The organism is Dactylosporangium sp. NBC_01737, from assembly GCF_035963215.1.
Lineage (GTDB): Bacteria > Actinomycetota > Actinomycetes > Mycobacteriales > Micromonosporaceae > Dactylosporangium.
In genome coordinates this window covers 2,780,219-2,792,089 of the sequence record NZ_CP109153.1, presented here as the reverse complement: position 1 = coordinate 2,792,089, position 11,871 = coordinate 2,780,219, and the positions used below count along the sequence as shown (strand labels likewise).

Here is an 11,871-nt window from a genome sequence, read left to right as displayed (position 1 = left end):
CTTGCCCGGCCCCGAAACAGATCCACTCAGAAAGTTGGTGACCTGCGTGCGTCCGCCTCCGGCGGCACTGACTTCGATCGCGGAGGGGCACCGCCGACCGGGTTTCGCACACCGCGCCTGTGCTGGTGAGGGGAATCCGTGGGAGATCGGTTGGCGGTGTCGACCCATCCGGGCCGGCGTCGAGCCCGAATACCGCCCGGGGCAGCCGGCTGGTGGGCTCACGATGGGCGGAGGGGCATGCTGCAGGCGAACCTGCTAGGTCCGGTCGAGATCTTCGTCGCGGGGCGGCAACTGGACCTGGGTCCGGCCAAACAACGCGCTGTCCTTGCCGCATTACTCGTTGATGCCGGCCGCCCGACCGACGTCAGCATGATCGTCGACCGGGTTTGGGGCGCCGACGCCCCGGCCGCCGTCGGGAGCAGCGTACGCAGCTACGTCGCCAGGCTCCGGCGTGCGCTCACCGAGGCTGGCACCGGTGCCGGACTGTTGATGCCGGTGCGCCGCCCAGCCGGGTACGTGGCGCAGTTGCCGACCGACCAGGTGGATCTGCACCGGTTCCGCCGGCTGGTCAACGACGCTCGTCAACAACAGGGCGAGGAACAGCGCGTCGAATTGCTGGCCGAGGCACTCGGGCTGTGGCGTGGGCCGGCGCTGGCCGACGTCGCGGGTCTGTGGGCCGACCGGGTCCGGCAGTCGTTGGAGCACCAGCGGGTCGACGCGCTCCTGCTGTGGGCGCGCGCAATGCTCGATCTCGATCGGCCCGACGAGGTCACCGGCGCGCTGCACGAGCTGACGGCCAACAGCCCATTGGTCGAGCCGGTCGTCGCGTTGCTGATGGAGGCGCTCGCCCGATGCGGGCGCGCCGCCGAGGCCCTGACCTGTTACGCGCAGACACGACAACGGCTGCGCGACGCGTTGGGCACCGATCCGGGTGAACAGTTGCGCCGTATCCACCAGGCGATCCTGCGTGACGAGTTCGACCGGCCGGCGGTGACGCCAGTCGAGGTCAGTGTGCGTCCGCGGCCGGCGCAGCTGCCCCTCGACGTCACCGGATTCGTCGGTCGCCAAGCCGAGGTCGCCGTCCTGGACAGCTTCACCCACCAACCCGCCGTGGTTGCGATCTGGGGTACACCCGGCGTGGGCAAGACGGCACTGGCCGTGCACTGGGCCCACCGGGTCGCCACCGAGTTCCCCGACGGTCAGCTGTACGTGAACCTGCACGGTTTCGCCCCGGACGGCCCACCGCTGGATCCGTTGGACGTGATGCGCGGATTCCTGAACGCGTTAGGCGTACCAGCACAGCAGATACCGGCCGACACCTGGGCGCTCGGCGGCCTGTACCGCAGCACGCTCGCCGATCGTCGCATGTTGCTGGTGCTCGACAACGCCGCGAGCGCTGAACAGGTCCGTCCCCTACTACCGGGTTCGGGAAGCTGCGCGGTCGTGGTGACCAGCCGGATCCGGCTCGCCGGCCTCGTCGTCGACGGCGCCTGCCCACTACACCTCGACCTGTTCAGCGACGCCGAGGCCCACGCACTGCTCGCCCGCCGGATCGAACGCGGCCGACTCGACCGTGCCCGACCGGCGGCACAGGCCATCGTCGCCGCCTGCGATCGGCTGCCACTGGCGCTGGCCGTGGTCGCGACCAGGATCGCCGTCAACACGCACATCGACCTGGCGACACTCGCCCGTGAGTTGCAGGAACCCGGCAAGCGGCTGGACGCGCTCGACGACGACGACCAGGCCACCCACATCCGCGCCGTGTTCTCCTGGTCCTACCGGGTACTGAACCCGCCGACCGCGCGGATGTTCCGGCTGATCGCGCTGCACCCCGGCGACCAGATCACGGTCACCGCCGCGGCGAGCCTGGCAGGGGTCGCCACCGGCGGCGCCCGCCGCGCACTCGTCGAACTGACCGCAGCACACCTGCTCAGTGAACCATCAGCCGACCGGTACGCCCTGCACAATCTCCTCCGCGAGTACGCACGGGAACTGGCCCAAGTGCACGAGACGCCGCAGGAACGCACCACCGCGTGCGTCCGGCTACTCGACCACTACCTGCACTCCTCGAACGCCGCAGACCAGATGATGCTCAAAGACGCACACCCGCCCCTCGATCTCCAAACGGCCACCGCCGGCGTAACACCGGACAGCTTCACCGACAACGCATCCGCCGCCGCATGGCTGACAACGGAGACGTCCAACCTCCACGCCGCCATGAATCTCGCCGTCGCCATCGGCTCGGATCGCCACATCTGGCAGCTGAACTGGGCACTGAGCAACACCCCGCATCGACCGGTGCCCCACAGGACACGGGACAGGTTCCAGGGACGCTGTGTCAAGCCTCGGCTTTTGATGGAGACGGAATTATCTGGTTTCCAGGGTTGCGGTGACGGGGTGGGTCATCGCGTGTAGGGCTTCGTGTCCGGCGGGTGGGACGTGTCCGAGTTCCCCGTGCAGCCGTCGGTTGTTGTGCCAGTCGATGTACTCGACGGTGGCCATCTCCAGGTCGTCGAGCCCGCGCGACGGCCCCTTGTTCCGGACGAGCTCAGCCTTGTACATCGAGTTGAACGCCTCGGCCATCGTGTTGTCGAACGAGTCGCCTTCGAGCCGACCGAGGCGACAGCGCCCGCCTCGGCGAGCCGCTGGGTGTAGCGGATCGCTCGATACTGCTCGAGTCCACTGTCCGAGTCGTGGACCAGTCGGCGCAGTTCACCGCCCTGGTATTCGCGGCGCCAGATCGCCATCTTCAGCGCGTCGTGGGCCAGTTCGGTGTAGTTACCGGGCCACTACGACCGCTCGATTTGAACTCACTGATCCGGAGTGGGAACTCCTCGCTCCGCTCCTGCCTACGAACGCGCCGCAGGGCGGCCGGTGGCGGGACCGTCGCACCGTGATCTCGGGCATCCTGCTCAATTGCCGTGCGAACCAGCGACCTCACCGGAGGCACCTGTCGCCGACCCCTCACCCGGCTCGGGCAGCGGATTCGGCTCTCTGGTCGGGGTCGCCAGGGAGCATCGCGATGATCGTGTCTTCCGGCGTGAGGATTCGTCCGTCGTCGGAGCGGATCTCGAGCGTTGCCACGGGCCGGTGGTGCTGCCGGTCGACCAGCCGGGCGCGGGTTTCGCTCGGCTTGAAGTAGTGCTGCTCGCTCCACTGGCGCAGTGCCACGAGGACGGGGAACAGGTCACGGCCTTTGCCTGTCAACAGGTACTCGCGGTAGGGGCTTCCGTCCTTTGCCGGGACGGTGTGAAGGATGCCGTGATCGACGAGGGTGTTCAGCCGGTTCGTGAGGATGTTGCGGGCGAGGCCGAGGCTCTTCTGGAACTGGCCAAAACGGCTCAGGCCGTCAAAAGCATCACGAATGATCAAAAGTGACCAGCTATCACCGAGCGCGTCCAATGGCCGCGCAACGGGGCATTCGGCCCCTTCGTGGCTTGTGCGCCTGACCATGCTTTGGCCCCTCCGCTGACCTGCTCCGAGGCTCGAGTCCACCGGTTTCAACATGAAACATACATCGCCGAAGGGCGCCGAGGAGACGGTTGCAAGATAAAACTACGGTCTTGTACGCTGCGGTGGTAGCAACTTGAAACCACTAGTGCGTGCGAGAGGTTCACGTGAGTCCTCACACCAGCGCCGCGCAAACCGTCGAAGAAGCCCACGACGACAGTGCTGTCCACGGATCCGGCGAGGTGCACATGCCACCGCTCGCACGTTCCGTCAGCGGCGGAACAGCACTGCTGCTGTCGGTCGCCAGCGGTCTGGCCGTGGCCAACGTCTACTACGCGCAGCCACTGCTCGACGTGATCGCCCGCGAGTTCGGCATGAGCCAGGCGACGATCGGCCTCGTCGGTACGTTCACCCAAGTCGGATACGGCATGGGCCTGCTGCTTCTGCTGCCGCTCGGTGATCTGGTCGATCGCCGCCGCCTCATCGGGGTCCAGTCGATGCTGTCAGCGCTCGCCCTGCTCGCCGTGGCTCTTGCCCCGACGGCCACGGCACTGCTCGCCGCCATGACGGCCATGGGCGCGCTGGCCGTGGTGACCCAGTTACTCGTAGCGCACGCCGCGAGCATGGCCGCCCCCAAGGATCGTGGCCGTGTGGTCGGCATCGTCACGAGCGGCATCGTCATCGGGATCTCATTGGCGCGCACTGTCGCCGGGGCGCTGGGCGACCTCGCAGGCTGGCGGTCCGTATATCTGGCTTCGGCGGCCGCGGCACTCGCCATGGCAGCGCTGCTGGTCCGCAACCTGCCGCGCCAATACGACGATCGCGAAAAGCTCTCCTACCCCCGGCTAATCGGCTCCACGTTCGCACTGTTCGCACAGATGTCGATCCTGCGCGTGCGGGCACTGCTCGCGATGCTGATCTTCATGGCGATGACAGTGCTGCTCACGCCGATGGTGCTGCAACTGAGCGCGCCGCCACTGTCACTGTCAACGAGCCAGATCGGACTGTTCGGGCTCGCCGGAGCCGCAGGTGCGTTGGGAGCAGCCCGCGCGGGGCGGCTGTCGGACCTGCGCCTTGCACAGCGCATCACCGGCGTCGGCCTGGCCGTCATGGCCTGCTCATGGATCGCGTCCGCTGCGCTGCCCTGGTCACTGTGGGCCCTGGTCATCGCCGTCTTCGCCTTCGACTTCGGGCTTCAGTCGGTGCACGTCGCCAACCAGAGCCTGATCTACCGGACGCGGCCCGAAGCCCAGAGCCGGCTGACTGCCGCATACATGGTCTTCTATTCCATCGGCTCCGCTGCCGGCTCGATCACGTCCACAACCGTCTACGCGCACGCGGGCTGGCACGGGGTCAGCATCCTCGGCGCGGCCGTGAGCACGACCGCGCTGCTGTTCTGGGCATCCACCCGGCACCTGGCATCCGACCGGGACGATCACCACACCACCAGGAGGAAATCATGACGCACTACCGCACCATCAATATCGCTGGCCTCTCCGTCTTCTACCGCGAGGCGGGTGATCCCGGCAACCCGACACTCCTACTTCTGCACGGATTCCCCGCGTCCTCGTTCATGTTCCGGGACCTGATCGAGAAGCTGTCCTCGGAACTCCACATCGTGGCACCGGACTACCCGGGCTTCGGGCACAGCGACGCGCCCCAACCTGACAAGTTCGACTACACGTTCGACCACCTCGCCGATGTCATCGCAGTGTTCACCGACAAGCTCGGCCTCGACAGTTACGCCCTGTACATGCAGGACTTCGGCGGCCCCGTCGGGTTCCGTCTCGCCCATTGGCGCCCCGAGCGGATCTCCTTCCTCATCGTCCAGAACGCCAACGCCTACGAAGAAGGACTGCCCGACAGCTTCTGGGCACCGGTCCGCACACTGTGGCGCGACCCGTCCGCCGCGAACAGGGAGATGATCCGCCAGGCGGGCATGTCCGATGAAGCGCTGAGGTGGAACTACACCCACGGCACAGCTGATCCGACGCTGATCAGCCCAGACAGCTGGGTACTGCAGCAGGCGCTGCTCGGCCGCCCGGGCAGCAAGGACGCGATACTCGACCTGCTCTACGACTACCGCACCAACCCTGAGCTCTACTCGCAGTGGCAGCAGTACTTCCGCGACCACCAGCCGCCAACCCTGATCGTCTGGGGCAAGCAGGACGTGATCTTTCCCGAAGCCGGAGCCCACCCGTTCCGGAGAGACCTGAACACCGTCGACTTCAACCTGCTTGACACCGGCCACTTCGCTCTCGAGGACCACGGCGACATCATCGCCGCCCACATCCGACGGTTCGCCCGCACCGTGGCGAGTGGCCGACGGTCTGCCGAGTAGTGGCGCTAGGTTGGCACGTCTTGTGGCTGGCCTGACCATGAAGCTCATCGCCACCCACTCGCCTCCGCCTACCTGGGTTCGGCTGTCGCATGATACCGCCCAATGAGCGCCCTTCCACGACGCGCGCTCGTGCCGCCGATAGCGTTCGGCCGGTTGGTGGCTATCGGGGCGAGCAGGAGATGCGATCCGGTGTCCTGCGGCGTGCGGTAGGACGGGCACCGGCCGCCGGTAGCATCCGGGTGTGCATCCGCGTCGGCACCGGATGCGCCAGCGGCAACGCGGGGACTCGGCGCGGGTGTGGATCCGCTCCGGGTCGGCGGTCACGGTGCAGCGGTACGGCGTCAACGAGTACACGGCCTACGATGACCTGATCGCGCTCGGGTTCGCGTTGCCCGACTCGGCGCAGCAGTGGGCGCAGCGCCCACCAGCGACCCCCTGCCGTACCGTCGAGCGCGCCACCCTTCCGGTTCACGACGAGTGGTGGATCATGTTGGACGGCAGGCCGTTCTTCGTGGCTGGCTACACCTCCGGCGGCACTGCGTACGGCGTGTTCGCCGACGAGATGCCACCACACGATGATCTGCTTTGAGGGCGCTTCGAGACCCAAGACATGGGATGTCTGGCGTGATCGGCGCGTACCGATCTGCCAAGCCGCGAGTCGATCCACAGTGGATGGACGATCTATGCGATTGTGCAGTAATTCTGGCTATCGCGTCGACTCTGATCAAGGCTGTGAACTGGACTCGGCTGCTCGCGGACTGCGGATCAGAAGGTTAGGGGTTCGAGTCCCTTCGGACGCGCAAGATCAAGAGGCGGTTTACCTGCGGAAACGTAGATCAACCGCCTCTCGTTTTTCGTCCATTGTGGACCTGTTGTGTTCCAAACGTGTTCGACTGTTTCGGAAGGGTCCAGACCGGTCCGCGTCGGTGCGTGCTGGACCGCGTTGATCAGTCTGGATCTTGGGCGCGGCTCTGCCCCATCGGACTGGCCGTGAGCAGTGCCGTGTCGGCATCTGACGGCGCTCGGATTCGTACCCACTGTGAAGATCGTTCCACGGCGGCCTGCGGGTGTGGTTGGCGCTAGCCGGTCGACGTCTCACCGGTCCTTGAGGACGAGGGATCCACGCCGAGTGACCTGTGCCTCGAACCGGTCAATTCATGCATGACCGGACGAATGGCGAGTCGTACACCACCTCCGTGGACGCGACCCCGGCATCTCGGACCGGCCCACGGTGTCGGCGCCGCCCGGCGCGCTACCCGTCGCGATGCGCACCGCGTTCGCCCGGCCGCGGTGTGACGGCTGAACTTGGTCAGGAACCGGCTCAGGTGCGGGTCGGTGCGCTCGACGGGCCAGGCCGTGGCTTCGGTGCGGGGATACCAGCCCCAGCCGGCGAACTCGCCCGGGTCCGGTGTGATCGGCTGCTCGAGGTCTAACGCGATGGGAACCACAGGGTTGTCGCGGCTTTGTTCACGTGTCTGGATTGGACGTTCGTCGCTGGCAGCGCCCAGGCCCGCCGCTGACGTGTTGGTATCTGCCGTATCGCCGATCGGTCCGGTGGCGGCCCGCCGCTGACGGTGGCGGGCCGCGGCGTGGACGTTCACGTGATTCTCGTCCGATGATCGCGGGCGAGCCCGTGCAGCGGGCATGGTTGCTGTGGACCTCGCGGGCACAGCACCCACATGTCGGATGCGGTTGCCCGGAAGAGCCGGTAGGGCGACGGCGCTGTCACGTCCTGCCATGTCACCGGGGTGGCGCCCCGGTCGGGGTGGCCGGGATACAGTCGCAGCCCGCGTTCCAGGGCGTCTCCGGTCAGTTCGGCGGCGTCGCCGGCCGCGTAGAGCGCACGTCCGTGGTACGGCGCCACGGTGGAGTCGAACACGACGATGCTCACCTGCGGGCGGTCGGCGATGTTGCGCGAGTGCCTGGCGTCGGTCGCGGACACCCAATAGAACTCTCGGTGGCCGGCGGCGGCGAAGTAGACCGGGGAGGTCCACGGGTGGCCGTCCGGATCGACGGTGCCCAGGACCATGTACCGGTTTGCGGTGAGGAGTTCGCGGGTGTGCCCGGCGAGGTCGCCGGGCGGTATGGCGGTCACGCCGCGCCGCTATCGGAGGATGCGGTAGCGCAGGTGCGTCGCCGCCGGGGTGGGCAGGACGTCAACAGGTTCGAGCTGCACGGGTCCGCCGGGCAGGCCGGCGAACATGCGTGTGCCACCGCCGAGCAGGACCGGGACCAGGTGGATCTCCATCTCGTCGAGCAGGCCGGCGTCGAGGTATTGCCGGCCGAGGTCGGCGCCGCCCATGACCGTCACGTCCTTGTCGCCGGCGGCGGTCTGTGCCTGCGCCAGGGCACTGCCGAGGCCGTCGGTGACGAACTGGTAGACCCCATGTTCCGGCTGTTCCTCGGGCGCCTCATGGGTCACGACGAACACCGGTCGCCGGGCCGGTCCGCTCGGGCCGTCAGCACCCCACCACCGTAGTGACGTGTCGTAGGTGCGGCGCCCGGCGATGACGGCGCCCAGCCCGTCGACGGCCGCGGCCAGGTACTGCTGGTTCGTCTCGTCGGCGCTGAAGGCCCACTCCTGCAGGCGCAGGCCGCCGTCGCCCATCGGGTTGTCGGGCGTCTGGTTCGCTGCCGTCACGTAGCCGTCCAGCGACATGCTGATGACGAAAATGACTTTGCCCATGACTTTGCTCCTTCGGTGGTTGGCGGTTCGGCCCTGACCCGTCTACGGTGCCGCGGCCGACGCGGTGGCGGATCCGTGGCCACCACGGATCCGCTACGGATGCGTGGTGGCCACCGCCCAGGCCGCAGCGGTGGTCCGGGCGATGCGGGACGATGGCGGAATGGATCGGCCGGAGATTTCGCCCCGAGAGGCCGAGGTGCTCGCCGCCCTGCGCGAACACCTGTCCAACGCGCAGATCGCCCGCCGGATGCAGGTTTCCGTGCGGACCGTGGAGAGTCACGTGTCGTCGCTGTTGCGCAAGCTGGGGGCCGGCGACCGGCGGACGCTGGCGCGGATGGCCGAGCCGGCGGCGGCCGGCGGGGCCGCGCCCCGCCCGAGCGGCATTCCGGGCAACTGGACCACGTTCGTGGGACGCTCCCGCGAGGTGGCGACCGTACTGGATCGGATCGGTCGGGGTGGCCTGGTCACCCTGCTCGGGCCGGGTGGGGTTGGCAAGACGCGGCTCGCGGCCGCAGTGGCGGAGGCCGTCGCGGCTGACCGTCCCGGCGGCGTGACGTTCGTCGATTTGGTCGCGGTCCGGGCCGGCTTTGTGCTGCCGGCGCTCGCCGGGTCGTTGGGTGTGGCGGAGCGTCCGCCGCGCTCCCTGGCCGACGCGGTGATCGACACACTCCGGGGCGAGCGGCCGTTGCTGGTGCTGGACACCTGCGAGCATTTGGTCGACGACGTCGGCCCGCTGGTGGCGCGGGTGCTCGCCCACTGCCCGGGCACGACCGTCCTGGCCACGAGCCGGCAACGGCTCGGCGTGACCGGCGAGCATCTCGTGCTGGTGGCGCCGCTGTCGCTGGGCGGGGACGCCCAGCGGCTTTTTCTGGATCGGGCGCGGACGGCCTCGCCGGACTTTGCCGCCGACCCGGCGCTGCTGGCCGAGATCTGCGCCCGTCTGGACGGCCTGCCGTTGGCGATCGAGCTGGCCGCCGCGCGGTCGGCGTCGCTGGGTGCCGAGGGCCTGCTCGCGGCACTCGACGACCGACTGCGGTTGCTCACTGGCGGACGGCGGACCGACGCGCGGCACCGCTCGCTGCACGATGTCCTGCAGTGGAGTCACGACCTGCTCGACGAGCCGGAGCGGGCTATGTTCCGGCGGTTGTCCGTATTCGCCGGTGGCTTCGACCTGGCCGCGGCCGAGGCGGTGGTGCCGGAGCGCTCGCGCGGCGAGCTGACCGATCTCATCGGCTGTCTTGCGGACAAGAGCCTCCTGATCCACCGGGTGGCCTTCGGTGGCCGGAGCCGGTGGCGGCTGCTGGACACGGTCCGCGCGTTCGGCGAGCGGCAACTCGTCGAGGCGGGCGAGGCCGCCGAGGTCCGCCGCCGGCATTTGGACTGGGCGGCGGTGACCGCGCAGGCGCTCGCGCCGAACGCCTCGGGTGCCTGGGCGGCCGGGTTCGACGAGGTCGCCGACGACCTGCGCGCGGCTTTGGCGCGGACCAATCCGGGGCCGGACGACACCGCGTACCGGCTGGCAGTGGGTTTGGCCCGGCTGGCGTTCGCCCGCGGATCCTTCGCTGAGGCCGCCCAGCACTACCGGGCGGCGTCCGCGCGGGCCGACGACGCGACCCGTGCCGTGGGCGATCTGCGCCACGCCGCCGACGCGGCGGTCGTGGTGTCGGATGGGCCGGAAGCGCTGCGGCTGCTGCTGGAGGCGGCGGACCGGGCCAGCGCGACCGGCGAGGCACGCGCTGGCGCGCTGGCACACGCCGTTATTGTCGCCGTCCGGTACGCAGCCGACTTCACCGAGCCGGTGACCCGGCCGGCCCGCGCCCAGTTGCTGCGACGGGCAGCCGCGGCGACCGACGGCACCGACCCGGCGACCGCGGCGCTGCTGGCCGCCGCAAAGGCGTGGGACGAGCTGGGCGAGCCACTGACGGCCGCGGCATCGGTGACGGCCGCGCGCATCGCGGTACGGGCCGCCCGCCGCACCGGCGACCCGGCGCTCGTGGCGCTGTGCCTCGATGCCCTCGGCACCGCCGCCGTGCAGCTGGGCCGTCCGCTGCGGGCGCACCACATTGCACAGCTGCGTATCAAGGTCGTGTCCGAGCTGGCCCCCCACGACCCGGCCGGCGCCGCCGAGATCACCGACGCCCATCACGTCGCCGTGTCGGCCGCCCTGGCGGCGGGCGACCTGCCGGCCGCGCGCACTGCGGTGCGGCGCGCCGAAACCCACGACCCGGTCGGTTCCCACCCGTACCTGGCGATGCCCCGCCGAATCCGCGTGCTCGCCCTCTCCGGCCGGTTCGACGAGGCCGTCGCAGCGGCGCAGATCCTGTGGGACAACTGGCTGCGCGACGGCCGCCCGGTGATGGCCTGGATGTCCTCGGCGCTGGCCGTCGTCGCGCTGGTACACGGCCTGCGCGGCGATAAGCAGGACGACCTGTGGCGCTCCCGGGCGCTCGCCGTCGCCGGACACGCCGACCCGCGCCGCTCGGGCGACCTCGCGGCGGTCACCGCCTTCGCGGACGCGCGGATCGCGGTGCACACCGGCGACACCAGCCGGGCCGTCGCCCTGGTCGAGCAGTGCAGCGCCGAATTCCCGGAGCGCTGGTGGGAGGGTACGCCCGGGCCGCCGGGGCCGAGCTCGCCGTCCTGGCCGGCCGACCCGACGCCGCCGAGACGCTCGCCCGGGCCGCGCAGACGGCGGCGGAACATCGTTGGGCCGCGGCGATGCTGACCCGTGCCCGGGGGCGACTGACCGGTGATCCCGCCCTCATACGGCGGGCCCTGGCGCAGTGGGACCGCCTGGACGCGCGGTTCGAGCGGGCCTGCACCCTGGCTCTGCTGCCGGGGCAGGAAGCGGCCGGGCGCGGCGAGCTGGCCGCCCTCGGCTGCCCGCCGCCCGGCCGCGCCGCCGGTGGGGCATCATCGGATGATGGTCCATGAGCTGATCCGGTTCGACCGGGTGGCGACGGACCGCGGCGTGCACAACGACCTGGAGCTGCGCCTGGGCCGCTATCGCCACACCGCGGACTCGTACTACCTGGCCATCGACGACTCGCCGACGGCCGGTGCGACGGTGGAGGAGAACTTGGCCCGGCTGTTGGACCAGTGGATCGACCGGCTGCACGGGCTGGGCGCCGGCGGTGCGGCGCTGCTGCCCTTCGACTTCGCCGACCAGTGCACGGCCTGGCTGCGCGTCGAGAGCCCGGACGGCCGGACGGCTGTTGTGCAGGCCGGGTGGAGCGGCATCGAAGGCTGGAGCTTCATGCCGACGAACATCGACGGAGGTGATCAACCGCACTCGCTGCAGCCGATCGCCGCGGCCCGCATCGAATGCCGGCTCTGCGACCTTGTCGCCGCCCTCGAGGGCAACCGCGACGATCTGCGCGGCCGGTCACAGTAA

General features: G+C 69.5%; 11 protein-coding genes. 7 read left to right on the top strand and 4 right to left on the bottom strand.

Features of this window, described 5'->3' with window-relative positions:
- Positions 1 to 237: 237 nt before the first annotated feature.
- The gene (locus OHA72_RS12365) at positions 238 to 2,415 is read left to right on the top strand and encodes an AfsR/SARP family transcriptional regulator (protein ID WP_327007989.1); all 2,178 of its coding nucleotides are present in this window, start codon (positions 238 to 240) and stop codon (positions 2,413 to 2,415) included.
- Here OHA72_RS12365 and OHA72_RS64620 read toward each other — a convergent pair.
- Together OHA72_RS64620 and OHA72_RS12355 are read right to left on the bottom strand one after the other, a co-directional pair.
- On the bottom strand, positions 2,368 to 2,562 hold the full coding sequence (locus OHA72_RS64620) for an IS3 family transposase (RefSeq protein WP_442788713.1): 195 nt from the start codon (positions 2,560 to 2,562) through the stop codon (positions 2,368 to 2,370). The genes OHA72_RS12365 and OHA72_RS64620 overlap by 48 nt on opposite strands.
- A 402-nt stretch (positions 2,563 to 2,964) precedes the next feature.
- Positions 2,965 to 3,453, bottom strand: coding sequence for a winged helix-turn-helix transcriptional regulator (locus OHA72_RS12355; protein ID WP_327007988.1), 489 nt, complete (start codon positions 3,451 to 3,453; stop codon positions 2,965 to 2,967).
- 164 nt (positions 3,454 to 3,617) lie between these two features.
- Between OHA72_RS12355 and OHA72_RS12350 the strand changes: the two genes are divergently transcribed.
- The 3 genes from OHA72_RS12350 to OHA72_RS12340 all read left to right on the top strand — a co-directional run bounded on the left by OHA72_RS12350 (position 3,618) and on the right by OHA72_RS12340 (position 6,380).
- Positions 3,618 to 4,913, top strand: a complete 1,296-nt coding sequence (locus OHA72_RS12350) for an MFS transporter (RefSeq protein ID WP_327007987.1) — start codon at positions 3,618 to 3,620, stop codon at positions 4,911 to 4,913.
- Positions 4,910 to 5,791, top strand: a complete 882-nt coding sequence (locus OHA72_RS12345; protein WP_327007986.1) for an alpha/beta fold hydrolase — start codon at positions 4,910 to 4,912, stop codon at positions 5,789 to 5,791. The genes OHA72_RS12350 and OHA72_RS12345 overlap by 4 nt, the downstream gene beginning before the upstream one ends.
- 241 nt (positions 5,792 to 6,032) lie before the next feature.
- Positions 6,033 to 6,380 (top strand): hypothetical protein, encoded by a 348-nt coding sequence (locus OHA72_RS12340; RefSeq protein ID WP_327007985.1) that lies wholly within the window; start codon positions 6,033 to 6,035, stop codon positions 6,378 to 6,380.
- A 1,008-nt stretch (positions 6,381 to 7,388) separates the two neighbouring features.
- Here OHA72_RS12340 and OHA72_RS12335 read toward each other — a convergent pair.
- Positions 7,389 to 7,886 carry a pyridoxamine 5'-phosphate oxidase family protein gene (locus tag OHA72_RS12335; protein WP_327007984.1) on the bottom strand — a complete coding sequence of 166 codons (498 nt, stop codon included), beginning with the start codon at positions 7,884 to 7,886 and terminating at the stop codon, positions 7,389 to 7,391.
- Between the two features lie 9 nt (positions 7,887 to 7,895).
- Positions 7,896 to 8,477: a dihydrofolate reductase family protein gene (locus tag OHA72_RS12330; RefSeq protein WP_327007983.1), complete on the bottom strand. Its 582-nt coding sequence runs from the start codon at positions 8,475 to 8,477 to the stop codon at positions 7,896 to 7,898.
- A gap of 160 nt (positions 8,478 to 8,637) precedes the next feature.
- Between OHA72_RS12330 and OHA72_RS12325 the strand changes: the two genes are divergently transcribed.
- The 3 genes from OHA72_RS12325 to OHA72_RS12315 are packed head-to-tail and all read left to right on the top strand — an operon-like array spanning position 8,638 to position 11,871.
- Positions 8,638 to 11,202: an ATP-binding protein gene (locus OHA72_RS12325; RefSeq protein WP_327007982.1), complete on the top strand. Its 2,565-nt coding sequence runs from the start codon at positions 8,638 to 8,640 to the stop codon at positions 11,200 to 11,202.
- On the top strand, positions 11,196 to 11,411 hold the full coding sequence (locus OHA72_RS12320) for a hypothetical protein (RefSeq protein WP_327007981.1): 216 nt from the start codon (positions 11,196 to 11,198) through the stop codon (positions 11,409 to 11,411). The genes OHA72_RS12325 and OHA72_RS12320 overlap by 7 nt, the downstream gene beginning before the upstream one ends.
- Complete coding sequence (locus tag OHA72_RS12315) at positions 11,401 to 11,871, top strand: hypothetical protein (RefSeq protein ID WP_327007980.1); 471 nt, start codon at positions 11,401 to 11,403, stop codon at positions 11,869 to 11,871. Before OHA72_RS12320 ends, OHA72_RS12315 begins: the two co-directional genes overlap by 11 nt.

Bases quoted from the DNA above. Each gene is read 5' to 3' on its own strand.
- OHA72_RS12365 (WP_327007989.1), top strand. From the start codon at position 238: ATGCTGCAGGCGAACCTGCTAGGTCCGGTCGAGATCTTCGTCGCGGGG.
- OHA72_RS64620 (WP_442788713.1), bottom strand. From the start codon at position 2,562: ATGTACAAGGCTGAGCTCGTCCGGAACAAGGGGCCGTCGCGCGGGCTC.
- OHA72_RS12355 (WP_327007988.1), bottom strand. From the start codon at position 3,453: ATGGTCAGGCGCACAAGCCACGAAGGGGCCGAATGCCCCGTTGCGCGG.
- OHA72_RS12345 (WP_327007986.1), top strand. From the start codon at position 4,910: ATGACGCACTACCGCACCATCAATATCGCTGGCCTCTCCGTCTTCTAC.
- OHA72_RS12330 (WP_327007983.1), bottom strand. From the start codon at position 8,477: ATGGGCAAAGTCATTTTCGTCATCAGCATGTCGCTGGACGGCTACGTG.
- OHA72_RS12325 (WP_327007982.1), top strand. From the start codon at position 8,638: ATGGATCGGCCGGAGATTTCGCCCCGAGAGGCCGAGGTGCTCGCCGCC.
- OHA72_RS12320 (WP_327007981.1), top strand. From the start codon at position 11,196: ATGCTGACCCGTGCCCGGGGGCGACTGACCGGTGATCCCGCCCTCATA.
- OHA72_RS12315 (WP_327007980.1), top strand. From the start codon at position 11,401: ATGGTCCATGAGCTGATCCGGTTCGACCGGGTGGCGACGGACCGCGGC.